The 25,773-nt window shown below is 46.6% G+C and carries 30 protein-coding genes and 1 pseudogene; 8 read left to right on the top strand and 23 right to left on the bottom strand.

The window, feature by feature from the left end:
- From AXFE_RS19490 to AXFE_RS14500, 12 genes and pseudogenes are all read right to left on the bottom strand, one after another.
- Positions 1 to 728 (bottom strand): annotated as a pseudogene (locus AXFE_RS19490) (IS1595-like element ISAxf1 family transposase); the annotation flags it as partial.
- Positions 729 to 757: 29 nt separating this feature from the next.
- Positions 758 to 1,078 carry a hypothetical protein gene (locus AXFE_RS14450; protein WP_152626119.1) on the bottom strand — a complete coding sequence of 107 codons (321 nt, stop codon included), beginning with the start codon at positions 1,076 to 1,078 and terminating at the stop codon, positions 758 to 760.
- A 143-nt stretch (positions 1,079 to 1,221) separates the two neighbouring features.
- Positions 1,222 to 1,797 (bottom strand): DDE-type integrase/transposase/recombinase, encoded by a 576-nt coding sequence (locus AXFE_RS21085; RefSeq protein ID WP_082058787.1) that lies wholly within the window; start codon positions 1,795 to 1,797, stop codon positions 1,222 to 1,224.
- Between the two features lie 258 nt (positions 1,798 to 2,055).
- Entirely contained in the window at positions 2,056 to 2,235 is a 180-nt protein-coding gene (locus tag AXFE_RS14460; RefSeq protein ID WP_052606664.1) for a hypothetical protein, read from the bottom strand.
- Positions 2,236 to 2,381: 146 nt separating this feature from the next.
- Positions 2,382 to 2,702, bottom strand: coding sequence for a DDE-type integrase/transposase/recombinase (locus AXFE_RS18625; RefSeq protein ID WP_160291881.1), 321 nt, complete (start codon positions 2,700 to 2,702; stop codon positions 2,382 to 2,384).
- A gap of 41 nt (positions 2,703 to 2,743) precedes the next feature.
- On the bottom strand, positions 2,744 to 2,914 hold the full coding sequence (locus tag AXFE_RS20105; RefSeq protein ID WP_160291882.1) for a hypothetical protein: 171 nt from the start codon (positions 2,912 to 2,914) through the stop codon (positions 2,744 to 2,746).
- Positions 2,915 to 3,192: 278 nt separating this feature from the next.
- Positions 3,193 to 3,507: a hypothetical protein gene (locus tag AXFE_RS14470; protein ID WP_052606666.1), complete on the bottom strand. Its 315-nt coding sequence runs from the start codon at positions 3,505 to 3,507 to the stop codon at positions 3,193 to 3,195.
- Positions 3,508 to 3,768: 261 nt separating this feature from the next.
- Positions 3,769 to 4,107, bottom strand: a complete 339-nt coding sequence (locus tag AXFE_RS19495; RefSeq protein ID WP_152626120.1) for a hypothetical protein — start codon at positions 4,105 to 4,107, stop codon at positions 3,769 to 3,771.
- Positions 4,108 to 4,230: 123 nt separating this feature from the next.
- Complete coding sequence (locus tag AXFE_RS14480; RefSeq protein WP_052606668.1) at positions 4,231 to 4,428, bottom strand: hypothetical protein; 198 nt, start codon at positions 4,426 to 4,428, stop codon at positions 4,231 to 4,233.
- A gap of 450 nt (positions 4,429 to 4,878) precedes the next feature.
- Positions 4,879 to 5,703, bottom strand: a complete 825-nt coding sequence (locus AXFE_RS14490; RefSeq protein ID WP_052606684.1) for a phosphoadenosine phosphosulfate reductase family protein — start codon at positions 5,701 to 5,703, stop codon at positions 4,879 to 4,881.
- A gap of 34 nt (positions 5,704 to 5,737) precedes the next feature.
- A complete protein-coding gene (locus AXFE_RS14495) occupies positions 5,738 to 8,932 on the bottom strand; it encodes an AAA family ATPase (protein WP_152626121.1) in 3,195 nt (1,064 codons plus the stop codon).
- 118 nt (positions 8,933 to 9,050) lie between these two features.
- The gene (locus AXFE_RS14500; RefSeq protein WP_052606671.1) at positions 9,051 to 9,971 is read right to left on the bottom strand and encodes a DUF4007 family protein; all 921 of its coding nucleotides are present in this window, start codon (positions 9,969 to 9,971) and stop codon (positions 9,051 to 9,053) included.
- A gap of 90 nt (positions 9,972 to 10,061) precedes the next feature.
- Here AXFE_RS14500 and AXFE_RS14505 point away from each other — a divergent pair, with 90 nt between their 5' ends.
- Positions 10,062 to 11,240, top strand: coding sequence for a cysteine desulfurase family protein (locus AXFE_RS14505; RefSeq protein WP_052606672.1), 1,179 nt, complete (start codon positions 10,062 to 10,064; stop codon positions 11,238 to 11,240).
- A 134-nt stretch (positions 11,241 to 11,374) separates the two neighbouring features.
- Here AXFE_RS14505 and AXFE_RS14510 read toward each other — a convergent pair whose 3' ends face one another.
- The 8 genes from AXFE_RS14510 to AXFE_RS20110 form a co-directional block, all read right to left on the bottom strand.
- Complete coding sequence (locus AXFE_RS14510; RefSeq protein WP_052606673.1) at positions 11,375 to 11,851, bottom strand: hypothetical protein; 477 nt, start codon at positions 11,849 to 11,851, stop codon at positions 11,375 to 11,377.
- A gap of 1 nt (position 11,852) precedes the next feature.
- Positions 11,853 to 13,973 (bottom strand): AAA family ATPase, encoded by a 2,121-nt coding sequence (locus tag AXFE_RS14515; protein WP_052606674.1) that lies wholly within the window; start codon positions 13,971 to 13,973, stop codon positions 11,853 to 11,855.
- Positions 13,970 to 14,191: a hypothetical protein gene (locus AXFE_RS14520; protein ID WP_052606675.1), complete on the bottom strand. Its 222-nt coding sequence runs from the start codon at positions 14,189 to 14,191 to the stop codon at positions 13,970 to 13,972. The genes AXFE_RS14515 and AXFE_RS14520 overlap by 4 nt, the downstream gene beginning before the upstream one ends.
- Before the next feature lie 15 nt (positions 14,192 to 14,206).
- Complete coding sequence (locus AXFE_RS14525) at positions 14,207 to 15,631, bottom strand: DEAD/DEAH box helicase (RefSeq protein ID WP_052606676.1); 1,425 nt, start codon at positions 15,629 to 15,631, stop codon at positions 14,207 to 14,209.
- Positions 15,579 to 16,361 carry a phospholipase D-like domain-containing protein gene (locus AXFE_RS14530; RefSeq protein WP_052606677.1) on the bottom strand — a complete coding sequence of 261 codons (783 nt, stop codon included), beginning with the start codon at positions 16,359 to 16,361 and terminating at the stop codon, positions 15,579 to 15,581. Before AXFE_RS14530 ends, AXFE_RS14525 begins: the two co-directional genes overlap by 53 nt.
- A gap of 423 nt (positions 16,362 to 16,784) precedes the next feature.
- Positions 16,785 to 16,931, bottom strand: coding sequence for an IS3 family transposase (locus tag AXFE_RS21600; protein ID WP_082058794.1), 147 nt, complete (start codon positions 16,929 to 16,931; stop codon positions 16,785 to 16,787).
- Between the two features lie 50 nt (positions 16,932 to 16,981).
- On the bottom strand, positions 16,982 to 17,230 hold the full coding sequence (locus AXFE_RS14535) for a DDE-type integrase/transposase/recombinase (protein ID WP_052606678.1): 249 nt from the start codon (positions 17,228 to 17,230) through the stop codon (positions 16,982 to 16,984).
- A gap of 40 nt (positions 17,231 to 17,270) precedes the next feature.
- Positions 17,271 to 17,624: an IS3 family transposase gene (locus tag AXFE_RS20110; RefSeq protein WP_160291883.1), complete on the bottom strand. Its 354-nt coding sequence runs from the start codon at positions 17,622 to 17,624 to the stop codon at positions 17,271 to 17,273.
- Positions 17,625 to 18,256: 632 nt separating this feature from the next.
- Here AXFE_RS20110 and AXFE_RS14545 point away from each other — a divergent pair.
- The 4 genes from AXFE_RS14545 to AXFE_RS19500 all read left to right on the top strand — a co-directional run bounded on the left by AXFE_RS14545 (position 18,257) and on the right by AXFE_RS19500 (position 21,756).
- On the top strand, positions 18,257 to 19,216 hold the full coding sequence (locus AXFE_RS14545; protein WP_200891300.1) for an AAA family ATPase: 960 nt from the start codon (positions 18,257 to 18,259) through the stop codon (positions 19,214 to 19,216).
- 17 nt (positions 19,217 to 19,233) lie between these two features.
- A complete protein-coding gene (mcrC, locus tag AXFE_RS14550; RefSeq protein WP_052606685.1) occupies positions 19,234 to 20,346 on the top strand; it encodes a 5-methylcytosine-specific restriction endonuclease system specificity protein McrC in 1,113 nt (370 codons plus the stop codon).
- Positions 20,337 to 21,269, top strand: a complete 933-nt coding sequence (locus AXFE_RS14555; protein WP_052606680.1) for an ADP-ribosylglycohydrolase family protein — start codon at positions 20,337 to 20,339, stop codon at positions 21,267 to 21,269. Before mcrC ends, AXFE_RS14555 begins: the two co-directional genes overlap by 10 nt.
- 205 nt (positions 21,270 to 21,474) lie before the next feature.
- A complete protein-coding gene (locus tag AXFE_RS19500) occupies positions 21,475 to 21,756 on the top strand; it encodes a hypothetical protein (RefSeq protein ID WP_152626122.1) in 282 nt (93 codons plus the stop codon).
- 198 nt (positions 21,757 to 21,954) lie between these two features.
- On the opposite strand, the gene AXFE_RS14560 is transcribed toward AXFE_RS19500, so the two are convergent.
- Positions 21,955 to 22,176 carry a hypothetical protein gene (locus tag AXFE_RS14560; protein ID WP_052606681.1) on the bottom strand — a complete coding sequence of 74 codons (222 nt, stop codon included), beginning with the start codon at positions 22,174 to 22,176 and terminating at the stop codon, positions 21,955 to 21,957.
- A 344-nt stretch (positions 22,177 to 22,520) separates the two neighbouring features.
- Here AXFE_RS14560 and AXFE_RS21605 point away from each other — a divergent pair, with 344 nt between their 5' ends.
- The 3 genes from AXFE_RS21605 to ltrA all read left to right on the top strand — a co-directional run bounded on the left by AXFE_RS21605 (position 22,521) and on the right by ltrA (position 24,488).
- A complete protein-coding gene (locus AXFE_RS21605; protein WP_152626123.1) occupies positions 22,521 to 22,772 on the top strand; it encodes a transposase in 252 nt (83 codons plus the stop codon).
- Positions 22,735 to 23,007 (top strand): transposase, encoded by a 273-nt coding sequence (locus AXFE_RS14565; RefSeq protein WP_052606682.1) that lies wholly within the window; start codon positions 22,735 to 22,737, stop codon positions 23,005 to 23,007. The genes AXFE_RS21605 and AXFE_RS14565 overlap by 38 nt, the downstream gene beginning before the upstream one ends.
- Before the next feature lie 626 nt (positions 23,008 to 23,633).
- Entirely contained in the window at positions 23,634 to 24,488 is an 855-nt protein-coding gene (gene ltrA, locus AXFE_RS14570) for a group II intron reverse transcriptase/maturase (RefSeq protein WP_160291884.1), read from the top strand.
- A 376-nt stretch (positions 24,489 to 24,864) separates the two neighbouring features.
- On the opposite strand, the gene AXFE_RS18640 is transcribed toward ltrA, so the two are convergent.
- Positions 24,865 to 24,999 carry a transposase gene (locus AXFE_RS18640; protein WP_160291693.1) on the bottom strand — a complete coding sequence of 45 codons (135 nt, stop codon included), beginning with the start codon at positions 24,997 to 24,999 and terminating at the stop codon, positions 24,865 to 24,867.
- Positions 25,000 to 25,016: 17 nt separating this feature from the next.
- Entirely contained in the window at positions 25,017 to 25,643 is a 627-nt protein-coding gene (locus AXFE_RS21610) for a DDE-type integrase/transposase/recombinase (RefSeq protein WP_082058793.1), read from the bottom strand.
- Positions 25,644 to 25,773 lie beyond the last annotated feature (130 nt).

Consider the following 25,773-nt stretch of genomic DNA (forward strand, 5'->3'; position numbering starts at 1 on the left):
ATGTTGAGCCATTTGAATGTTACATGTGCTTGTTCGTCTTTGGATAGAGTGATCGAATGCGCTAGTCCAAGGTCTCGAGCACATACCCCGTAACTTGGGTTACCATCACTTATCAGCTTGGTATCGGAATCTAAACGTCTCACAAAAACATCTTTGAATGATTTAGCAGTGGTATCTTTGATTACTTCCATGAAGCAATGAGTAGGAGCACCATTGCTAATCGACACTCCAATTAGGACATTGGTTTGTTTTGTTCCCTTTCCTCTTCTGCCTTCGCCATGGCTCTCACCACCTAAAAAGAACTCATCTACTCAGGCGTTTTCTCCAAGTTTATATAAACCATTTCGGTCAGCCATTGCTTTTCGTAGCTTATTTAGCATCAACCAGCCAGTCGAATAAGATACTTGAACGAATTTAGCAATGGTAGTAGCCGAAAGACCACGCTTGTCGTTGGACAATAGATAGATAGCGGAGAACCACTTGGATAAAGAGATATGGCTTCGATGGAAGATGGTTCCGGAGGTAACGCTAGTTTGACGGTGACAAGATTTACATTGAAAAAGTGGAGCTCGAGATGCTGCATTTCTTCGATGGTTTGGCCTGATTAAGGTAAACTGGTCAGAGTCACACTTTGGGCATCTAAATCCCTCTTTCCACCGCAATTTGATCAAATGATCTTCACATGCTTCCTCTGAAGCGAAGCGTACCATAAAGCCTGAGATATCCACCATGCCTCCTTTATCGAACATCTGTTCTACTAAAGATTAGCTCCAATCTGGTCTCGGTGGAGGCGAAACTTACGAAACTTGATAAGTATGTAATATTGATCGAACCAAATTATTGGCGCGCTACTGACTATCGCAATTTTGGTGTACGTTTCATCTGTGAAGAAAAATCTTCCACGACCATCGAGGAGTACAGCGCCGACGAGATTGATTTCCTCGCCGTAGATTCTGTTTTGTGGGGTAAAAGGTATCTCTTCAAAAGTTGCTAATTCAACAGATGAAGCTATCCATGGACCAACTCTTACGACTTCAATTTGAGGAAATATCTCCAATTCCGCCCTAACGTACAACACGACTATAACTTACAACTTTTGCTGGAATGTAGTTCCAAACCTAAAACCACGTTACTCTTTGCCTGTGTGTTTTAGTGTTGAAAGAACTATCGTGTGAGCAACCGGAGCCTACCAAGGAAGTTGTCGCCTTCGCACAATCTAAGCTACCTTCCTTTGCCCCCTTTTGCTTCATCTCCCACCGACTTATTCGTCAGAATAATCGACACCTCTGATACTGGATTCCAGTCTCTGCACCTACCCGGGAACCACCGTCCTGGCATACATTTGCGAGCTCCATCGTAGATCTCGCGCCGCTGAGCAAGTATCTCTATGTGTACGCCGCTGTAAGCCTGCTGAGGAGTTACAAACTTGATGGCAGATTGCTGGTTATCGTTGTTGTAGTGATCAACGAAGTCACTCATCCACTTACGTGCAGCATCGATGGTTGCAAATCCTCCATATGGATAAGTTGGAAAGTACTTGACGGTCTTGAAAAGCGATTGAATGTGAGCATTATCATTTGACACCCGAGGTCTTGACCTCGATATATTTACATATAGCTCATATATATACTCAACTAGCAACCAACACATCATAGGTGAGCCATTGTCACCATGGATAACCTTTGGAGCCATATTCTCTCGAGTTATTGCTCGCTTTACGACTTTCTTTAGCAGCTCAGAGGTTTCAGATTCGTATATCTCCCACCCAACTATCTTCCTCGAATAAAGGTCGATAATGACATAGGCGTATTAATAAATACCTCTAGCTGGTCCTCCGGAACGTATCAACGGACTTTGGACAAATTTCAACCGAGTTTAATGGCTTATAGGTGACTCCTCTTCTGGGGTTGGGGACATTGGGGACGATTCGCTTCGCGAACCGCCCGCGCATCGATGGATAAGGCGTAAAGCGTTATCCACAACGGCGCGAGCTTCGACCACAAAGCCCTAAAGCGGGTGCCGCTACCCATAAATAAACATTCTTCCGTTGATCTTCTACCCGGTAAGGCCGAGTTCCTCGGGGCGATTGATCCATACCGACTTGGCGAGCTTGGGTGGTTCGGGTATCTTGTTCACGAAACGTTCGGGGTGATCGCGATAGGCCCGAGAAAAGACGTTGGCGCGAGCGTTGGTGATGACTCCGCCATAGCCGTTGTGAACATCGGCCGGTGTCATCAATCCGATCCCGCTGTGACGGTGCTCGAAGTGGTACCAGTGGGAGAACTTCGAAACGAACACCCGTGTCTCGGCAACCGATGCGAAGCACTCCGGGAAGTCCGGCCGGTACTTGAGGGTCTTGAACTTACGCTTCTAAGTAGGGGTTATCGTTCAACGTATGGGGCCGGGAGTGGGTCTTGGTAACCCCGAGATCCTAATAGAAGCGTAGCCACCGACTTAGATGCCATCGAGGCCCCGTTGTGAGCGTGGATGGTTAGGTCCATCCGATCAACTCCTTGGCTGGTGACTACTTCATCGATGAGTTCGCTGGCTAGTTCTGCGCTCTCTGTGGCTTCGACCCTGTATCCAACGCTAAAGCGCGAATAGATGTCCAAGATGACGTAGAGATGGAAGTAGCTTCCCTTGGACGGTCCCTTGAGCTTGGTGATGTCCCAGCTCCAGGTTTGGTTCGGGGCGCATGCCACCAGCTCGGGCTTGGTCCGCGGGGGATGCTTGGCGATGCTTCTTACGTTCTTTGACCTGATCGTTGTCGGCCAGAATTTAGGTAGAAGGTCGGAATCGACGCCAAATAGACGCCCTCGTCAAGCAGCGTGGCGTAGATCTCGCGTGGGGAGACGTCACAGAATCGCTCCGAGTCACAAACCTCGAAGATCTCTTGTCTCTCTTGGGGCGTCAATGCATTCGCAGTATTGAGTTAACCTCCAAGGGAGATCTTTGGTCTTGCGGTGCCGGGAGAACGTGTCCACGCCGAGGGATTTTTCTGTGTCCACGCGTAGGGACTTTTCGTGTCCGCACGTAGGGATCCTCAATGGCCATAGGTAGGGAGTTTTACATGTCCGTCGTCACGGCGCTCGTTAGAGAGAGCTCTTGGTATGTGCGCGATTAGTTTTACCTTGGACTTCAATCACCCGCCTCGCCCGCTCAAGCTCTTTGGCGAGGCGCTGGTTCTCCTTCTCAAGGGATTTGATCTTGGAGTTCTCCGGCTTGGGCCTTGGTCCGGAGTGCCTTGGCAAGTGATGCATCGGCGTTAGCGCCGAATGCCTTGCGCCAGCTCGAGATGTGGGAGGTGTATAAACCTTCCCGTCTCAGTAGAGCACCTTTGCCCTTGGTGTCCAAGGAATCGTACTCCTCGTGGATCCTTGCCTTGTAGCTCGGCGGGATTATCCGCCTGGTGGCCTTGGGTGGAAGCTCGATCTCGGGAGAAGTTTCTTTTCGGTTCTCCATGGAACCATCGTAGGATCCGTCAGGTGCGGCTTTGGTTGTTTGCATCTTTCATTGTCAACTTTCCCGCCCTCACTAAATTACGTTCAACGAGTTGTCCAAGCGGGGGTTGATACTGAGGGTATTTAGCCAAGTAATATCTAGGGTCCAGATGTCACCTGGTTTCCTCGCTGTGTGCACTGGTCTTGCTCTCTTCTTCGGCGGCTTCGTCCTGCTCGTGTGCTTGTTGAGATTGTTATCCTTTAGTACTCGATAGAAGGTCCTCTCAGATGCAATGTATCTGCCCTGATCAGCGAGCTTAGGCACAATCTACCCACGGGTAAGAGATGAATACTGCCTCGAAGTACACACTTCAATGATCTTTTCTCTTTCCTCCTCCGATAGTGCATTAGAGCGACGTTTGTGTACAGCTCCTCGCCGGCGATCTGTAGTACCAGATTCCCATCTCCGAAACGTACGAGTGGATATCTTGAGCACTTCATAGGCTTTGTAACATCTAGCACCTGCGTCTATTGCTTCATTGATGAGAACTACGGCTTGAGCTCGACCGTTGTGATCTAGATCCAGAGGGGAGAGACTAGGTGTCCCCTTCTTCCCCCGTGGATCATAACAAGCTCTGTCTCTTGTACTTTTTTTTTGAAGAACCAATAGAGCTTCAAGCTTCTGCTAATGCCTTTTCCGCTCTAGCTAGTTCAGCTTCAATTTTAACTTCTTGCTTTACGCTCTTTATCAAGGGCTACCTGGTGAGCCCTATTAGCAGCACTCTTATTTTCAAAGGCTGACTCTAAGGTATTTCGCCGTAGGGGCTGCGTCTTCTGCTAGAACTCCGTTTGCTCTCAACCATGAACCGAGTTCGTGTTCATTCATAGCGGCTGTGTCAACAACAGCTTTGATCTTGTTGATCTTATCGCTGGCTGAACTTGCACTAATCTTGCGCTCTGAGTTCCACTGGTAGAGAAACGTTTGCATTTATACCGTTATCCCTTGCAATCTTGGCGATGGCACCAGGTGTAGTATCTCCTGAATTGTCGAGCTCAAATAGAGCTGCAACTACTTTTTGCTTTAGTTCCGCAGGCTACCTTTTCATGTCAATTCCATCTTCGCCCTCTTATAAACAAAAATCAAGCTAGGGTGACAACAATCTTGGCAGAGAGGGTCTACTTGAAACCGCCCAGATTGAACGATAGCACCAATGGACTTCCTCGCCAAGACATGCCTAAGAGCGCAGATCTCTCCAAGTTGTCCGGTGCGGATCTGAAACATATCCAAGAAAGCGTAAATGATCGACCGAGAAGGGCCTTAGGATTTCTCAAACCGGTGGAGAAATTTGCTCAGCTGGTTGCCCAGACCACTTGAAACTTCCCACTCAGCGATTCTTCGATATTGAACTTCTACAGGTAATGAACCTTTTTTGATCGCCTACTTGTGGCATACAACGCATGGCTTTGATGATCCATATAGTTCGTCGATATCGACCAATTGGTTTGATCGTAGCGGTGATTCGATTACCTTTCTCCTTCTTTCAACCCTACGTTCATGATCTCTTTTGATCTGTTCGACTCGTTCCGGCCTCCTGAGTTCAATCAAAGATTCGCCCTGACTCCAAGTAAAAGGAGATCCGTGTTCAATTGCGGTCTTTTCATAACTGATAGCTTCATCGTAAGCTTCGGGATGTGTCTCAAGGAGGCCAACCCACTCTATTTTTTGCTGGAAAAAACAGAATGTACACCCACTCCTACTCCTCCAGTCGTAGTAAGAAGGAAGTCCAAGTCCGACGTTATCTAGGAGTTCGAATACACCTTCCTTATCAATTCCGTCTTCTCTGAATGGAAAGATGACCTCAATATTTGGATCGGGTGATCGATAACCACTTCGCGATTCTTCGTCTGCGCGAATTGCGACGTAGCTAAAGACTCGATATCCATCTTTGACAAATCCTTTTATCCAACTTTCAAAGGGTCTTAGCTTTAGTTGGCGAGTGCACCATCGTGTGTTAGCCGACGGTAAAAAGGTGTTGTACTGTCGAAGCCAGAAATCAAAGTCTCGGTCGGGGTTAAGTCGGGTGATAGGTTTTCCGAGGAATCCTTCCAGGCGGTCGAGATATTCGTAAACTTCCGGCAGTTCCTTTCCCGTATCCGTAAAGAAATATTCAACTACTATTTCTGGGCGTGCTACCTTCATGTAGACAGCCAAGGCTGAGCTATCTTTTCCACCGGAGATTCCGAGAACATGCTTTTCTTTCACCACAGTACTCCCCTTCTGTTTTCATCTCGATGTGTTATGCGAGTTTTTTAATGGTTTCAATCAGTGCCAGAGTTATGACGTCTTTGTTCATGTCGAGTTCATTGATGAAGTTCGATAAAAGGTCTCTAACTTGGTGAACGATCTCCAATTCGGAATTCGACGGTTCGAACGTGAACAGTTCAGCCACGCCCCTTTCGTTAGGACCTATGGCAATTGCAATTGACGATCGCGTTGTACTTAGGTCACGATATTTGCTAAAAACCTCAAGATGCTTAAAGCGTTCAATCTCTTCGAGAATTTTCAGATTGGCAATTTCGAAGTCAGCATCTGTTATGTTGTCTACGGGCTTGCCAATGACACTTTGCAAGACCTTTACGGAAGTTTCAAATGACCCGTCATAGTTGCGAAGGTTATTTAGTAACGATTCGAAACGCATGTCGCCACTTAACCCAGCAATCCCGTCACATCTAAGTGTGGTCTGTTCGAATGCGCCTTGTATTAGACGTGACTCTATCAACTTTGAGAATCCTTGCAATTGAGTTTCAAAAGCGTCTTGGAGTTCTAGCAAGCCGCTTATAAGTGCATCTTTGAATTGAGCCAAATTGAAATTTCGAGAAGTTGGTAGATTGCCAGTAAGCGCGCGTGGCAAGTCGAAGTTTAAAAGTTCAATTGGGTTATTTGCCCTTTTTAGGGCATTCCTTATGGCAATGGCATCGCGGCTTAATTTCATGGTCCGAGAGACCCATTTGGGAAGTGAATCGAAAAATGCGACATAATGACGGGCTACTGCAAGCAAAGAAGCGTTTGGGCTTAGTTCTGTACTTAGCGCGTTAATAATCGTTCTATAGACTTCGCGGAGATTAGTTTCGATCGGTAGCGATTCGTGCCAACGAACGGATATGGATTTAGGGTCCTTCAATAGATAATCGATTTCAACGTCGTCTACATTGGGTCTGAAAATTCCATCTCGATAAAAGATAACTTTGTCTGTGTTTGCTGCTATGAACAAGCACATCAATAATGGCAATAGGCCCTCGCTAATTCCAAAGGGAATTCGTTTCCATTCGTCGTAAATTATCTGGATGCCGATCGGACTTGACGTGTCGGAGGCTCTGATTATCGAAATCGCGTGATTGAATGCTGGCGTTAGATTGGACGGATCGTTTGGTCCGATCGAAAAGTTATTCCCCAACTCCTGCCCTTTAGGCTTTAAGTGAACGGCAGAAGGATGAATTACTGAGTCGTACAGGCCACCTTCCGCCGGATACCCCTCGATGCCTAACCTTTGTTTTCCGCCAGATGTGAAGATTCGTCGACACAAAATGTTTCTAGCTGCAACCGCTGAAGAGGAGATGTTGTTTCGATTAATAAGTTCATTTTTGATCAAGGGAGCGGAGCCATAGGCGTAATCCGCAATTGAAGAGGCAATAGTTCGCAGAGAGCCCCTTACTTTAACAAAGCCCTCCGATCGGCTTGTTTTTGTTGTCCATTCGGCGTTTCGGAGATGCCGCGCCATGGCAACTTTAAATTTAGATTCCAATTCCAGAATTCGTTCTCGAAATACTCGTCGAGCTACGCGATCGTATGCTAGTTCAGCACTCGTCTTCTCAATCTCCATCAAGGCCGCGAAATCATAAAGTGCGTCTAAGAGTTCGTCATCTTCGAGAGCCGTAACCGCAAAATCAACTCTCTTTGCCTCAACTACAGTGTTCTGAATTTGCGAGGCATGGTAGGTTTTGCTGTGATTTAGGGACAGCTGACTTGAGTTAGATTTCGATTTTCTAATTGCTTTCGATGGAGCATCTGCGAGATAACTATTACCTTGCATTATCAGAACGTAGAGCGTTCCAAACGTTGTATCTTCCGTTTTGTGAACCGCGTCCTCGAAAGACTCCATGCAGGTAACCTGAGTTTTAAACCAACGCTGATTTCCGGTTTCATAAAGGTGTCGCGACGCAAGTACAGGTATATTCAACTTGTTCACCGCGTCGAACGCAATGTCTAGCGGTATGTTGGATGCCCTAGCTTCGACCAATCTCTGTTCTAAATCGAAGTCGCTTCGATCCCACAGGGTATAAGAGTTTGAAAACTTCTTGTAATTTACGATGCCGGCGTTTCGTAGCGACTCTAGCGCTTCGTTTACATCCTTTTCGTCCTGCGCCAAGGAAATTGCTACTACCTCTGGTGAAGGGAAAAGTGAAACGGATGCTCCAAAGAGTTGCAAGATTGAAATTGACTTGAGTACTAAGGTTTCGAGTTCGCTCCCCCCTTTCTGTCGGAGTGTTTCTAAAGAATCCTCAGATAGAGCAAATTCTGTACTTAGCCGGGAATTAACCAGTTGTGACCGTAAAGATTTCCCTATGAGATCATAAAGATCTGGTAAGAAGAACTGTCTTCCTGCTTCGCGGCTCTTTTCGAATGCTTGGCCTACAAGCAATGTGACAGTTCTAAGGTTTTGACCGATCTCACTCTGAGCCACCAAAATAAGACTTACGAGGCACAGTGGTTCAAACCTCGGTAATTTTTTGAGTAGGGTTTCGGTATCCGGTAAAGGTATGTCGATAATTTTTGCAGCTACGGAGGCGGATCTTCCATCGTGAGATGATGATTCACCGGACAACACATGTGCATTTGCTGAAGCAATGAGCTCGAGATATTCCGCAGTTGAATAATTGAAGGGAATGTCGGTAAAACGTCCCTGAAGCTTCTGAAATTCAAGCTCGGCTTCCCCGGAATAATTTCTGACGTAGTGACCTACTGCTTGGTGTAGCGCGGTAACAACGGTAAGTTTTCCGCCCGCGCGAGCAGCTATTTCGGCTAAGTCTTGTATCAGGGCGAGTTCGTTGGGTAAGTTCGCGCAACCTTCGAGAAATCGTCCAAACTCGTCGAGTGCAATTACGATACTTTTTCGTGATGAGACCATCGCATCTAAGAGTCGGGCCTTTAGATCTTGATCATCTTGGTCGAAATTGAGATTAGACGATGTGAGAATTGACAATTCTTGCAGAAGTGCTGATGATATCGGAGTGCCATCGCAGATGATTGTGATTATCTCAAAAGAGTCTGAAATTTCATTCTTGAGCCTCTTTAGTTCGTTTTTGTAGGAACTTTTTAGACCGCGCGGTAAGGTGCTCGATGGATCCTCTAAAAAGTTGAGCAAACTTACCAGATAGGCTGATTTTCCAGTGCCGAGAGCTCCAGTTAGCGAGAATGCTCCTTTAGTTTTCAAAATTTTAGACGTAACTATATAAAACGTCTCGGATCCGTGCAGCGCTTGTGTTGAAACAGAGGCACTGCGAAAATCGATTCTTTGAGATAAATAGTTGTTGCTTAGCGAAACCTTCTTTCTAGGCCGAGAGCTCATAGGCTTCCTTTACGATAGTTTCCAGCGATAGTTCATGGATTGACCTTTTGATCGATATGTGCGACATGCCACCCGTTAGCACGACTCCGAATAGTTCGGAATAATCGTTAGCGAGTCTTACCGCCAACTCTTCAACTCCAATAGGTGAAATTCGAAAGAGACGGCCAACGGATTTAGGGTCACTCTTGATCGAAACAAGTGGGATGGTGTTACTGTTTGAAAACCTCTCGCTATTCCGCCAGTAGTCAACTAGGGCAAACATGAATGCTCCTAGGGGAATTTCTGAAGCTTGTTTGACTATAAACCTGAATCCATCGCGTTTGCCATACTGCACAATGAAACCGATCGTAGTTAGAGGTGATTCGTAGGCTTCGCTGTCGGACTCAGAGGGTGCTGATGAAAGCGCGTATGTTCGAATGAAACATGCCACGTCTTTCTTGACGGTATTTGATGAGATTTTCGAGGCAGCCAGTGACGTTAGTTTGGAAATTATCCAATTGCTAATATCATCGCGGCCAAACTCGTTGTCAGGAAATGAGCTAAAAGCGTGGTGCCACGCGAAAATAGATGGGTTACTTACTATGTTCCAATGGACAAGAAGGGGCGTCACTTCGAATTCGAAAAAGGGATCAATCCCTTCACCTCCAAACACTAATCTGCCGAAAGGAGTTATTGAGTAACCCGAGGCCTCCGCCGTGATAACCTTGGAGATTATTGCCCAATGCCGAATTGATGCAACCATGTTTTTGCCAACCCCGAACCTTGAGATTGCGTCTACGTCAGTAAATACCTCTTTCGAATCGTCGTTGTGTCCGTCAATCGAGTCAATCGCCCTCTTTAGCCAAAGGAATCGCAAGGGAAATGTCTCGTGTCCGCTGAGGACTATTTTTTGAGAATTTGTCAACTTTGTTAGCATCCTTTTCCGACTGGACGCTTCGTCCAGTAGAATCTCATTACTGTAATTTACACCGAAAGTTTTAGGTAGCGGCTTACTATGAAGATTTTTACCTTGAATAACAGGCTTGCAGCTATCGACTATCTCGATGCGAATGCATCTACTCCAATACATCCGAGAGTTCTTGAGGCTATGAGAGAAGTGGCTCTCTCGAGCTATGGTAATCCATCGGCAACTGAAAATGCCTTTGGATGGGTGGCGAATCAGCGAGTCGAACGTTGTCGCTCGATTCTAGCTGAACTTACGGGTTCGTTTGAGGACGAAATTATTTTTACGTCAGGAGCTACTGAAGCAAACAACCTATTTTTGTTAGGGTTCATGAAACGTGTTTCGACACCATTCGAACAACTACTAATTTCACAAATAGAACATCCATCGGTTCTGGAACCCGCAAGACGTAGGAGTGTCCGAGATGGAATACCGTTAGAACAATTAAGGGTGGATGGTCAAGGCGGATTGGATCTCGAATACTTTGAAACAATTTGTTCAAGGCGAAGACCACTTGTTTCGGTAATTCTCGTTAATAACGAGATTGGAACGATACAGGATTTAGGTGCGATTTCAGAAATTGTTAGAAAGTATGGGGGATTTTTGCATGTCGACGCATCTCAGGCACCGGCGACGATGGACTTGGGAAACGTCGGTGATCTTTGTGACGCGGCTACTTTTTCTGCACATAAAGCCTATGGGCCGAAGGGAATCGGATTTTTGTATCTCAGGCAAGATCATCACAGCACCATAGAACCCCTTACTTATGGCGGTGGACAGCAGCAGGGATTGCGTCCCGGAACCATACCTACCGAGTTGATTGTTGGCCTTACTGAGGCGATTTCATTATCTCAGTGCGAAGATGGAATCGAAGTTCGAAACGTTGCACGTACTCGGAGGGATGAATTTGAATTCTTTATGTTGAAGGAATTCAAAGATATTCAAGTTAATGGTAACTTAGGTAATCGTCACGTAGGAACCTCAAGTATCTCGTTCTCAAACCTAGATGCTAGCCTACTACTTGGTGCACTTAGCGATAAAGTTGCCGCATCTTCAGGTTCCGCATGCAGTTCGGGAAGTATTGAGCCGTCACACGTTTTGCAAGCCATCGGTAAAACTAGGGACGAGTCTTTTTCGACATTACGGTTTGGATTCCATGGGCTTGAACCGTTCGGGGATGTCAAAGGCATTGTCAACTCTATTGTCGAAGCAACATTGAATCAACGGTGAAAATCTACGTTGTTCCAGCGCCGCCTTTCGTGAAAGCCTCCAAATGTCGGTCGTGCTTTCAATTCCAGAGCCAAATTCTCCATTCTCATCATCTAATCGAAGCCAAAGTGCATGAATGCAAACTTAAAAAATGCTTACTGCGATCTTGTTTTTTCGTCGCTATATACAAGCAAGTTCTTTGTCAGACTTTGAATAGGTGTAAAAGTTCCACTAATGAGCCAATCTAATAAAATTTGAATGCCTCCGGCAGCGTACCCATCGGCAATCTCAATAACTCGCCGCGGATCTGATATTACGTATGGATCTTCAGCATGTGCAATTGCAATGAGCTGAAGGAACTCTATTCGAGATACATCACCTTGCAAAACTGAACCTTGAATAAAGCGGTGTTGATCTGAACTAGAAAGAGTCATGAAATTGTTTTCAGCCGCACCAATAGCGATCGCTAGGGTCCATAGGTCTACATATCTCCTAAAGGGTAGGATCCCTTGAGAGCCTTCGCCTTCACCACTCTGTGATGCCGCGTAACGCCTCACATCTTCCAGAAACGCCGCCGGTATGTGAAGATCGATATTTGAAAAAGGATTGTAATCACGTGACGAACTGACCAATTTAGTTATCTCCAAAATCCAAGCTACCGACTCTCCGTTTGCATAGTTCGCAGCGCTGTCTGTGGTTGCAGCGACAAACCAGTGTCTCCATGCGTCCGGTGCGTGGATCGTTGACTAATTTCGTGGGAAAGTGTGCGGAATTCGTGAACGTAATTGATTCGCCCGCATACTGGTCTAGGAGATCTTCAACTCCAACGATTTCGGAACCTGTAAGAAACATTATCAACTGACTTGCGTGCGTGGCAGCGTATCTCACAACGGCTTGCCTTACCTCGGTGCCCATCATGCCTAGTGGCGTATCAATGATGTTGGGCGCCCGGTAACCGCTTACTTCGACCAAAGCGAGTATAAATGCCAAAGTGAGGGCTCGTCTGGAGGCTCCATTTAGATCTGTATCTGGTTCGAGTCTTCTATTGCCTGGACCAAAAACCTCGATGTCGTTGTCGCGAGTGAGGACTGCTTTACGTATCACCGCGCCAGAATCGGTGTCAGCCACGATCATAGAGAGGAAAATCTCGTTCATCTTGTCGCTAATCTGATCTATCGTTTCACCTTTGAGATACTCAGTAGTCGCAGTTAGAACTCCAAGAATATCGACGGCGGCAGCCTCTTTTGATCTCTCTCCCGTCAATTTCGCAACCTTACGTTCGAGCTCAGTTCTTTCACGCTCTATCGAACTTAGTTGTTTTATTACTTCCTTCAACTCTTGATCGTTCTTGCCTGCCTCAAATCGCAGTCGGTTCTTCTCCTTTTCTTCCTGCGCCAACGTCCTTTCGAGTTCGGTAAGGTTGAATTCTCCCATTCCACGTATGCGAGCACGTAGATCCCCTACTTCTGACTCAAGTTCCGTCTGCCGTTTTTTTGTTTCTAAGATACTTGAGTATGATGAACGAAGAGATCCAATGGCTGAATCATCGTTACTACTTGATCTAAAAATTCGCTTCGCACTTTCGTTCAATTCGCGTAATCGTTCTTTTGGTTCATCAAGTTGGTGTGTTTCTTCATGAAGCCGTTCGAGTACGGCTCTTTGTTTTGAACCCACCGAAAGTTCAGTGCCACAGATACAAAAACCAGACTTTAACGAATCTTCTATGACCGTCGGCAAAACATTCGGTATAACTTTCTTGGATTCAAGGTCACCCAGAATTTGTGCCGCAGTTTGAATATGCTTGGGAGCTAATTCGAAAAGCATTCGCGAGAAGCCAATCAAGTTTCTATGTCGCTGATACTTCTCGATCTCGTCTTTTCGAGCAGACTCTAAATTACTTTCGGACCTTTCAAGATCATATTTTAATTTTTTGTGATTTTGAGCACCAGCGAGCAACGCCTCATCAAGGTTTTGACGCGCAGCGCGCCACCTTTGATCCGTTGCCTCCAAGTCACTCAAAATGCTAGATTCTTTATCGAGAAGCTCTTGCTTCGTGCTTTCTAATTTTTCATAGCGTTCCAAGAGTCTTTCAATTTCGGTTCCGGCGCCGAGTTTCTTGATGTTTCCAACTATTTCCTGACGGACGATTTGAACGTGTCCGGAAGCTTTGTCTAGCAAGTCGAGTCCAAGTAAGGCGCGCACAGCCTTTCCAACGCGATCTCGTTTTACACGTTCAAGGTCGGTGGCTTCAATGAAAGCCAACGCACGGTCGCCATCAATAAAAAAAATATCCTTCAGACTCGAAGGAAGTAGTGACTCAAGAATCGCCGATGTGTTATCGACTGGTTCAACTCCTTGTGGCGTATGGCGCAAAAGAGCGACGTTCGTTGGTCCGACTTCGTAATTGTCTTCATCTATGAGGCTCTCAGAGCTGCTTCTTTCGATTTCGTAAACTACTTCCTCACCGCTTTCTTCATCGACAGCTGCGAACGTAACTTCAACTCGTGTTTTGACCGTTGAACTTTGGGTTCTATCCCAATCAATCGGGTGGAGTCTGAATGAAGATCTCTTATCTCCGGGCAACGCTTTGTCACCGAACAGCGCCCAGGTGAGGCCCGTCAAAAGCGTCGTTTTGCCAGTATCGTTTTCGGCCCGTATTACTGTCAGTGGCTTATTCGGATCCCTCGAAAAGGTGACCTTGACGTCACGTAGAAGCCTAAAGTTATGAAAATGTGCGGCATGAATCTGTATCATAAGTCTTTCGATTTCTTGTAGATAACCTGGCCCAAGGCCGATACCTTATCTCCTACTTTATTTTTGATTTGCGTTGCTCTCTGTTCGTGCTCGCGTTCGAGAAACACAATCTGGGCCACAAAATCGAATAGATCTTTGTGGTAACCGGGGTATCGCAAGTCGATGTCACTAACCGACTGTTTCATTACGGTGATTAACTTTCGTTGATCAACTGCCATCGAAGGAACCTTTCCTTAATTTTCAACGAGATAGCGGAAGCGCACTTCGTTAATAATTGCATATGGGCCACCAAAAGATGCACGATTACGCGATAATCTCGCAAACTCTTCGCATCTTACTAATTCTGACTTGACCAAGTTCCTTGTTTCGTCATCGAAGCCATATTCAGGTGGTGGAAGTACTAGGAAATCGTGAATAGTCGCGTGCGTTTTTCCGGTGGATTTAGACGGTCTTAGTACCCGACCGCGACGTTGAATCCATTGTTTTTCGATGGTGGTACTTGCAAGTATAAAAGCAGTGTCAATTTGAGGCACATTTAAACCTTCATCAAGAACCCGTTTCGCGGTAAGTGCTCCTACTGTACCGTCGGAAAAACTTGTCATCACTCGAGCCAGCAAATGACCGTTGCTCGTTTCTTCCTCTGTGATTTGATGCCAACGAATTCCTCGTTGCGTAAGAAGGCTATTTACAAGTTCGAGCTGCTTTGGATCTTTGTCGGTAGTGTAAAAGAGCGACCGTTTGATGTTTTCCGGGCCAATCCCGTCAATCAGTTCAGATAGTAAATTTATTTTGGACGTCGCTGTTTCAAGAACGAGTCTGCGCTGATTGAGTAGGACTGTTAGGCTGGAGTCTGGCCTATCGACTTCACCTCCAGCTCTCGCTACTTTACGCCTTATTTTTTCGCTAAGTGCCGCATACCTTTCACATTCCTCAAAACTCAAGTTCACGCTATGGAGGTAGTAGTCATATGGTACTAGACACACTCCAATTGCTTCATCGAGACTGAATTCAAAGACTACGTCTCCAAAGTACTCGATCAGACTTTGAGTTCCATCTTCGTCGTACTGACGAACTGGAGTCGCTGAGAGGCCAAGCCGAGCAGTTCCCCAATTTGGTGGATCCGAGATGAATTTTCGGTTACCACCTAAGTTGTGTACTTCGTCAGCTATAAAAAGTATGTTCCTGGTGGTGCTAGATAAAATTCTTTGAAAGTCAGCATCCATAATCCCATCGTTTGTAGTGATGATAGTTTCGACGTCTGTAACGTTGAATTCGACGTTATCAATTGCGTTTTGCACAAGTTTCAATCGCTTTGATTTCGGAATTTCCGGACCAGCTATCGGATTCAATCCAAATTCTTGACATTCTGTTTTCCACTGAGTAACTAATGGGCGCGTTGGAACGGATATGACGATAATAAGCTGACCAACATTCTTTAACAGGCGGTGGGCTGCGACAAGTGCGCTTATTGTTTTACCGGAACCTGTCGCCATCGCAAGGATGCCTTTGTTCCCATTATCTTCCCAACTTTTTACGGCTCTTCCCTGGTGCTCATATTGCCCTTCGAATACGTTGAAAAATGCTGGGATTCTAAATTCGCTTGGTTTATAAGTCAGGTAATCCTCTTCCGACTCTCGACTCTCGACTCTCGGCTGCATAGTACTCCTCTTCGGACGGTACGAAGTTCCCCGAGTATGTTTTTATCAAATTCGTAGAAACTGCCTCGGGTAAATCGATCGTTCTAGAGCTGAGCTTTTGATTGTTCCACAACCTTTCGAATTCCTCGACGGAATCTCTACAGATCTCGAAATTGTCTTCGTCACGCCAGCTACGTTGAAGGTTTAGTGATTCAATGTTTCTCATTATTGCTTTCCCAGTAAAGTTAGCGGAACCTGAGAGAACGATAGTGTCTTGTTTGTCGCGGATAATCCATTCCTTAGGGTGGAATAGGCCGCCATTAACGTCCACGATCTTGATTTCAAGACGTCTAGCAGCTATTAGATACGCCAAGCATTGAAGAGTGTGTCTGGCTAATGCACTGGACAGCGAAAACTCGTCGCTTATTGACCTTCCAAATGCGCTGAATAGCACTTTATCAGGATCTTCGATGCCCTCTCGAATTTTGGCCAAATCATTTTCGGTGAGAATTGGGCTTACCAGAAGTCTCATCGGATTCCCGCTTCGAGAAATAAAGGACGCAAGTCCTGGTGCGAGTTGCTTTAAGGCCTCACCGCCAAAAAAGCCAACCATGCAGTCAAAATTTTTGGCAACGCGTAGGGCAGGGATCAAGACTTTTTTTGCAACATCATCCTCAGGTAATCGCCACTTCAACTTCTTTTTGTCTAAAACTTTAAGCGAGCTACCGAGGTCGAGACGATAATCCGTCAATAGGTTTAATCCTCCTCATATCTATCGACATCTGACTGAATAGTCTCTGAGAAGAGATTTCAATTACTCTCAAAGGCTCAGGCAATATTATCATAGAGCCGAATTTGACTGCATTATGTGAAGTATTTGATCGTTTGTGATACCTTGGAATTACGCACCAAACGCGACACCGAACTCTGCTTAACAATGCCGCTTTCAACATAGCTGACTTTTCAAAGTTAATTGATGAAAAACTCACCAATTTTCGGTAAAGTCCAGAGGATTTCAAAGAACTGCTGTCTTCGAAATCATTCTTCCTGTCGTTTGTGATCGCTTTATGAGCCAATCGTAGGACAATTTGGGCATAGACGACTATTGCTAACAGTAGTTTGCTACTGCTACTGCTACTCGTCCGTAAATACCAATGACGCCACCAGAGCTCCGCTATGCAGCTTCCAGCATCAGATATTGCTCAATCTCAATTGGTGAAATGTCTCCAATACTTGAATGTCTCCTCTTCCGGTTGTACCATTGGATCCAGTCAAAGATTTCGAGTCTCGCCTCCTTCTCTGGTGTCGAAAGCTGCTCTATACACGGGCTCTTTCTTCAAAGAGACCCATAGCGCCTCAGCCATAGCGCTGTCATACGAGTCCCCAACGGTCCCCAACGGTCCCCATTGAATGGGAGAACTTAGAGAGTCGTAGCATCTCCCTCAACTCGCTACTCGTGTACTGTGATCCATAGTCAGAGTGATAAATGGTATCTGACATCAATACCTTTCCCCTGGTAGATCGTGCTTTATCGAGGCAGTCGATGAAGATCTGGGTGTCCATTGAATCACTCATTGAGTATTCAAGGATTCGCCTTGAGCATGCATCCATAATGCGCATCAGATACAACCAACCCTCCCTGGTACCGATGTAGGTCAGGTCACTTACCCACAACTAGTCGGGTGCATCGACGGAGAAGTTCAGAGATAGTGGAAAGATCAGCGCTCTTCCTGGCTTGCTTATCTGGCCTGGTCGTGATCGTCTTAGCTCTTCCGCAAGCCCCACTGATGGAAAGCTCTGCCATCAGGCGACTAACGGTGGCTCTTGAAACATCGATACCGCTATCTCTGAGCTCGTGAGTCAATCTCGGTGCTCCGTAGATCCTACGGTTAGCTGTAAAGGCTTCAAGGAGATTCTCTTTGAGATTCTCACGAGCGCTATTTAGCTCATAGAGGTACTTTCTCCCCACCGACAAGCGGTAATAGGCGTAAACGTGACACAGATAAGACTCCACAGGGCACATTGATTGGAAAGTCGGCCTTTTCGAATATCGATGATAGAAGCACCGTAGCTCTCGTCTGTTTCCTTTATCCAGAAGGCCGAAAACGGAGTCGCTCAGTCTTTCTCTATTTACGAGCTTGCTCGTTTTCCGTGCGGAGACGAATGTTCTCTTCAATGTGGTCTGGTGTAGTCTTACCGGAAGCCTTCTTTGATCTCCGAGCGTTATAGACCCAGTTATTGAGAGTCGGCTCTGAGATACCCAACTCATTAACCACCTGCTTAATGGAACTATATTTAGATCTCCGCAAGTTTGACTGCGTCACTTTTGAAATCTGAGTCAAACTTTCTACGAGGCATTACCTCTTTTGGATGCAATTCCCCCATGGCTACCATTCCCCTTCTAATTAGGGAGAACAGTGTCGCGTATCGTGAGAAGGTTCAGTCTCGTCTTTACATTGAAAAGAAGCTCAATATTCACATTGATCTTAATGGCCCCAAGCGTCGTTGCAATGCAACTGATTTCCTAAAGGTGCTGGAAACGCTTGAGGTTCGTTTCAAGGAAGACACCTATCCTGTACATTCATTTCCGGACCTACCTTTTCGGCATGGCTGTACGGAGATAGCAAGGCTTCTGACACCACAAACGTGTCAGAATGCGATGCGCCGGGCGACGAAGCGAATGCCGCATCTGAAGAAGAATTCATCGCTGCCCCGCTCGTTCCCTACTCGATAGACAATATTGTGGCCGATGGATGTTTCATTGGGCGAGATAAGCTTCAGCAGATCCTAGATCGCTTTAGTTCAAAGAAGAATCTTATCCTTCAAGGACCACCAGGTACTGGAAAGACTTGGTTGGCCAGGCGATTGGCATTTGCTTTGATTGGGCAGCGCGACGACAACAAGGTACGCGCTGTTCAGTTTCATCCAAACCTTTCATACGAGGATTTCATACGAGGATGGCGGCCAATGGGAGACGGGAAGCTCAGTCTCGTCGATGGCCCATTTATGGAGATGATAGAAATAGCTATAAATGATCCAGGTTCTAATTACGTTGTCGTCATTGAAGAGGTCAATCGTGGCAACCCAGCCCAGATTTTCGGTGAGATGCTAACACTCCTTGAGGCCGATAAGAGGACGCCTAGCGAGGCTCTCGAACTCTCGTATCGGAGGTTCGATGGCGAGCGCGTCTTCATCCCAAAAAATCTCTATGTAATCGGCACGATGAATATAGCCGACAGATCACTTGCTCTAGTTGATTTGGCCTTGCGCCGCCGCTTTGCTTTCATTGACTTAGAGCCCAAACTCGGTAAGCCATGGCGCGATTGGGTTCAAACTAGATACGGATTTGATACACAAACACTCGACAGAATTGAAAGCAACACTACAGCGCTGAATGAAATGATCTCAGCGGACTCTGGCCTCGGACCTCAGTATCGAGTTGGACATAGTTACGTCACTCCGACGGGCGATAACGGTATTAAGGACCCTAGCGCCTGGTTCTGTCAAGTAGTAGAGACCGAGATTGGCCCGCTACTGGATGAGTATTGGTTCGATTCCCCCGCAACCTCCAAGAAGGCCAAAGAACGCCTCCTCGAGGGATTCTGACATTGACACTTGCTTCGATGGATTCGCGAACAGATGTTCAGGATGAGGTTGGCTACATAGGCCGCATCCCTGTTCGTAACCTTTGGCTGCTCATGCTGTATGCATCAGATCTTTTTAGAGAACTTGAGAATGCAAAGGTAGCAGTAGAGGACAATCCCGACGAAATCGCCGATCTAGTAGCTGAATTGCTGTGTCGGCGTGTTGAACGTCGAATTCAGCGAAACTTGAGTTATGGCTATCAATCGCGTGAGGCCGTACTTAGCCGCGTGCGAGGTCGGATTGATCTGCTGACCACTGAGAGGCACCGCCTATTGGATCGTGGAAAGATCGCCTGTCGATTCGACGAGTTGACGATCGATACGCCTCGAAACCGTTACGTTCGGTCAGCCCTTGAGGAGGTTTCGAAGATAGTCGTCAGTAAGGCACTGGCCCATCGATGCCGGTCATTGGCAACAAGCTTGAGACGTATGGGCGTTACCGGGGATCGACCTAATCGTAGCGAAGTTTCAGTCGACCGTTTCGGAAGACACGACTCTGGCGATCAGTCTATGGTAGCTGCGGCTCATCTTGCATTGAACCTTGCATTGCCTACAGAGAGTGTTGGCGCAAAGATGCTATCGTCGCCCGATAGGGAAATTCACTGGATTAGAAAGCTCTATGAGAAAGGAATCGCGGGTTTCTATGATGTCACGCTTTCTCCACAGGGATGGCGCGTCGAAGCTGGAAAAAAGTACACCTGGCAGATTGAAAAAAGGAGCCAGGATATCGACAAGGTGTTACCCGCGATGCGAACCGACATCATCCTCAATCATCTAGGCACGGAACGCCGCATCGTAATTGACACAAAGTTCAATTCCGTTGTGACGCGAGGTTGGTATCGCGAAGAGACACTACGCAATGGTTACGTATATCAGATTTACGCCTATCTGAGATCCCAGGAAGGAAGTGGCGATCCTCTCGCTGAAAACGCATCCGGGTTGCTCCTTCATCCATCCGTGGGAGATTCTTTCAATGAATCCGTTGTAATCCAGAACCATGAGATTCGATTTGCTACCGTTGACTTAGGAGCAACGGCGAAGGATATCCGGGAACAGCTATTGAAAGTCGTAGGAGAAGTATCATGCAATTAGATCGTGCCCAGGGATGTCTACTTGGTCAACTCGCAGGAGATGCTCTAGGCAGTCTGGTCGAATTCCAGTCGCCGGAAGAGATCAGACGCCGCTACCCTGATGGCTTACGAGAATTGTCTGATGGAGGCACATGGAATACGATTGCCGGTCAGCCAACCGATGATTCAGAGATGGCGCTTCTTTTGGCACAGATGTTGCTAGAGCGTGGCACCTATGATTCTAATGCTGCATTTAATGCCTATAAATTCTGGTTAGACTCCGATCCTTTTGACTGCGGTATGACAACTTCCTCTGGTCTTCGAGGGTATCCGAACTCAGCCAGCCAGGCCAACGGAGCCATGATGCGGATCAGCCCTTTGGGTATTTTCGGTGCTAACCACTCGTTGGATACAGTTCGAGAATGGGCCGAGCAAGACGCCGCTCTAACTCATCCCAATCCAGTATGCCTTCAAGCTAACTCGCTTTTCACAATGGCGATTGCTCATGCTATTTCAACTGGATGTGATGGCGAGACACTCTATCGCAAGATCAAGAAGTGGGCTCACGAACAAGTAGTCGATCCTTCACTCATGGATGTAATCCAAGGAGCGACCGAAGGACCACCATCTGACTACGTCCATCAACAAGGTTGGGTTTTGATTGCATTTGGTAACGCCCTATGGCAACTACTAAATGCCCCGACTTTTGAAGAAGGCGTCGTCGATACGGTTATGCGAGGTGGAGATACAGATACAAATGCGGCAATTTGTGGAGCGCTATTGGGTGCTGTCTACGGTATCGACGCGATACCGTCCCAATGGGTCGACTCCGTCTTGAACTGCCGCCCTAAAGTCGGAAGTCCTGGCGTTCATCGCCCACGACCAGAGTGCTTTTGGCCAGTTGACGCCTTGGAGATAGCAAGTCGATTAGTTGGCAACCAGTAAAGTCCACTGATTCTTGTGCTGGTTGTTTACGTGTAGTCAAATGAAATAATTAGATGCGAGCACTTGATGATGCCACAAATGTACAAATTTTATTTGCGATAAGCATGTGGTGAGTGGGGCCACTTGGTCAAGCGAACTGGGGCCAATTTACTCCGGTGTTTCCAAACACTACAAATAGGGATTAATTCCTTATTTAAAGGAATTTATGACTAGGGACACTAGTCTTCGTCTCTTTCCTTTATCCAGAAGACCGAAAACAGGGGTACTCCATTTAATTCTTCATCCTGAGCTGTTCGTTCCCCTTTCGGAGACGGTTGATATGCTCAAGCACATCCTATCCTTCACCGGCGCTAGCCTTCTTTGCTCTCCGAGCGTTATTGAATCAGTTATTGAGCGTCGCCTCCGAGATACCCAACTCAAGAGCTACCTGCCTAATGGATCGATTTCCAATCTCTACAAGTTTGACTGTGTCACTTTTGAGCAGTGACACTTTTGAAATGCGAGTCAAACCTTCTACGAGACGTTCCCTCTTTTGGACGCAATTCTCCCAGGGCTACCGTTCTCCTGCGAATTGGAGAGAGTCGTGTCGCGCAACGTGAGAACTTTTCCCTGCCAGAAATTATTAAATTCTTTTCTTTCCGACAGCCAATTGTTTACCATGGATCCTAAGCAAGGCTATTTCCTCTTATGGCTGTAGGTCCAATTCGTCGTAGTTCTCTTCTGATACTTCACGCTCTTGCTTCAACTCACTTGCGTTGGAAGCCTCTTTGATCTCGTGACTCCTATCCGTTTGTGTTCCTTTGATGGCTACCCGTCCCAATTGTCGTATCGTGTCTTCAGACACTTCCCGCTTTGGCCTCAACTCGCTTGCATTGGGAGCCTCTTTAACCTCGTAACTCTTTTCCATTTCGCATCCTTCCCGCCCGATCTGACAGACAGCTACTTACAATTAGAGATCTGAAATTTAAACTAGAGCAACACATGACTGTAGATCAACTGCAGACGATCTTAAGAAAATAACTTATCACCAACACTATCATGTCACATTGTACGCAATTCTCGCGTTACATTAATGACCTTTAAAAATATTCTTTTACATTGGTTTACACACCCGTGGTACGCTACGTTAGTCGGCAAGCGCGAATTGAATTTTGAGGTTCCCCAGATTTAGTGGACACCTGTTAAGCCAACATAGATTGTTGGTAGAAAGGATGTCATCATGGGAGCAACAAGGCGTAAATTCACCCTTGAATTCAAGATACGAAGCTCGCTCATCGAGTTATAGATTCCGGCAGGAACGTTCCAGAGGTAGCTAGTGAGCTATCTATTTCCCAAGAGGCTCTATATAGGTGGGTAAAAGATGAACGAATACGTCTAGAGGCAGCTTCTAGTGTCAATGAAGGACCACTGAACCTTCTCACGATACGCGACACGACTCTCCCTAAATCAAAGGAGAATGGTAGTCATGGGAGAATTGCATCCAAAAGAGGCAACGCCTCGTAGAAAGTTTGACTCAGATTTCAAAAGTGACGCAGTCAAACTTGTAGAGATTGGAAATCGATCCATTAAGCAGGTGCCTAATGAGTTGGGTATCTCGGAGGCAACTCTTAATAATTGGGTCTACAACGCTCGGAGAGCAAAGAAGGCTAATGCCGGTGAAGGATCGGATGTGGCCGACGAGATCGACCGTCTCCGCAAGGAGAACGAGCAAGCTCGTAAATGGAGAAAGAAATCTTAAAACGATTTTCGGCCTTCGTGCGTCCTGACAAAGAAAGGGAATAAGTCCTAGTAAAACCTTTCGAAAGCTTAACTAGTGATGGAGGTAGGCCCTCCGGACTCGCCGATTAGGCGGAGAGTCCAAACAACCTAGATGTCATCTTGGTTAAGAGCCAAGATGGGGAGCGATCTAGGAAAAGACCCGGAAGTACCGAGTCATGTAGGTGATGAAAAGACGAACATGAGTGAACCATTGCTGACGCATCGAAACAGATCGACTTTGACATCGAAACCAGGGGTTGAAGGCTTCCCTGGGATAAGGGTAACCCCCGAAGCTAGAGAGCGGCCTAAATGTGGATCTAGCGATGTCCGGTGTAAAGATGGCGTGAGTTCATCACAGGCGCTAGTTGAGAACAGGAGAACCTGTCGCGTCAATAGTAGATACCTAACTTGGAGCATCAACTCTAAAGCGGGGTATCTGAGAGGGAAACCCACAAGTGTCAAACAACACGAGTGGTTAAGTACCGATGTGACACACAGGGGCGGATCGACTCGTAGTAGCTATGAAGGTCCTGTAATGGGACTAGAGCAAAGGGGTCGAACAGTTCTAGGTCTAACCAGAGGTCAACCCATATGGGGGATGAGCTGATGGAGAGGCAAGGATTGAAAGTAAAGCCATTTGTAATTAGCAAGTATCTAATCATGGATGCATGGCACAAAGTGAGGTCGAATCATGGGGCACCTGGGATCGATAGAGTAAGCATCGATGAGTTCCAGAGCAATGAAAGGTCAAACCTGTACAAACTCTGGAACCGCATGAGCTCTGGGAGTTACTTCCCTAAGCCGGTGCGTGCTGTTACGATTCCAAAGGCCGACGGCAAACAAAGAGTTCTTGGAGTCCCCAACATAGAGGATCGAATAGCTCAAAGTGCCGTCGCTAATCTCCTAGAAAAGGTATTGGAACCGTTCTTTCACCAAGACAGCTACGGGTTTAGGCCCAACAGGGGTGCAAAAGATGCCCTTTTGGTAACCCGTAAGCGATGCTGGGAAACGGATTGGGTGATAGACCTAGATATTCAGGCTTTCTTTGATAACGTGGACCATGATCTGATGATCAAAGCGCTAAAGCATCACGTAAGTGACAGATGGATCCTCATCTATGTTGAGCGGTGGCTAAAGACACCACTACAACTAGAAGATGGTACTACTGTACAAAGGGAGAAGGGCACGCCTCAAGGGGCTCCCATCTCACCGATACTTGCGAACCTGTTTATGCACTATGGTTTCGATATGTGGATGCAAAGGACTCATCCAGATGCGAGATTCGAACGTTACGCCGATGACGCAGTAATCCACTGCTCATCGCTGGAAGAGGCCAAGTCTCTAAAAGAAGCCCTGTCAGCGAGGCTAGAGTCCATTGGACTAAAGCTTCATCCAGAGAAGACCAAGATTGTGTACTGCAAAGATGCTAACCGATCCTTGAGCTATGAATTCAATCGGTGAATGTCAGGATAGTTGACGCATTTGCCTGCTTTCAGATTAATGGCCATTTGGCCATTTTGAGCCGTTTTAGTCTCTCTGATTTCGCGGTTTCTCGCAACGATTATTTCATCGTCGCCGATCGGTTCGCAAGCGATTATTGAAATGTGCATAAACGCGGAGCGTTTAAACACAATCCAACAATCTTTGACCGCTTTCACCAACAGTTTTCTGCTGCTGCTACCAACTAAATCAATTAGTCATTGAAGATACTTGATGGAGCTATGTAATCAAACTTTGACTAACGACCGATCTATCTCGCGGTGGTGTGGTCCATGTTCTCGCCAGGAGGAGTCCAATCTCTCACTTTAGAGTTGACCCACCTCCTTGGACTTAGCTCTTATCCCTTCTTGTAGAGCTCGGCCCGCTTCGAGAGTACCTCCATGTGGTTACCTTCGTGGACATCATGTGGAGTGACGAACTTTAGAGCACTATGGCGATGGTGATAGTTGTAGTAACTGACAAACTTCTCCACCCAGATCCGACTATCTGCTAGGCTTTCAAATCCTTGAATATGGGTATCCTGGCCAGTACTTGGTTGTTCGAAAGAGCGCTTCGATGTGAGGGTTGTCGTCTGATATTGAAAGGTCGAGAGTTAGAGGTGGTGATCCCCATCTTGTAACAAAGCTCCAGTAGGGACGATCCCTTCATGGGAGACCCGTTGTCGCTATGTAATATTTTGGGAGCTCTTCCTCCCTCTAGGAGGGTTGCTCTTCTTACTACGTCGCTAAGTTGCTGAGACGATTCGCATCCGTAGACCTCGTAACCAACTATCTTTCTTGAATATAGATCCATTACGAAGTACAGGTAGTAGTAGATGCCACTAGCTGGACCACGTAGCCAGGAGATGTCTGTGACCCAAATTTCAAGCGGACAAGTCGCTAGGTGACTAGGTGTACCACGCTTTACTTGCTTTTTAGCTCTACCCCTGTGGTTGTTTTGCTTCTTGTCGCGAAGGATACGATAAAAGGTAGATTCTGATCCGAGATATATACCCTTGTCAGCTAAAGCTGGAACTACTTGACTTGGTGGAAGTGATGAGTACTCCTCTTTATGTAGAGTATCTAGGATCTCTTGACGCTCAGATTCATCAAGAGCAAAGCATGGTTTAGCCTTAATGACAAAGGGACGCTTGTCATGGGTATCCTCACCTTCAGCCTTGGAACCTCTGGTAGCTGCGTAGTGACAGCCCGAGTTCCTTTACCGCTAGTTTGAGCCGGGCTCCGGCACTATGAGCTTCATCAATAAG

The sequence above is a fragment of the Acidithrix ferrooxidans genome (genome assembly GCF_000949295.1).
Lineage (GTDB): Bacteria > Actinomycetota > Acidimicrobiia > Acidimicrobiales > Acidimicrobiaceae > Acidithrix > Acidithrix ferrooxidans.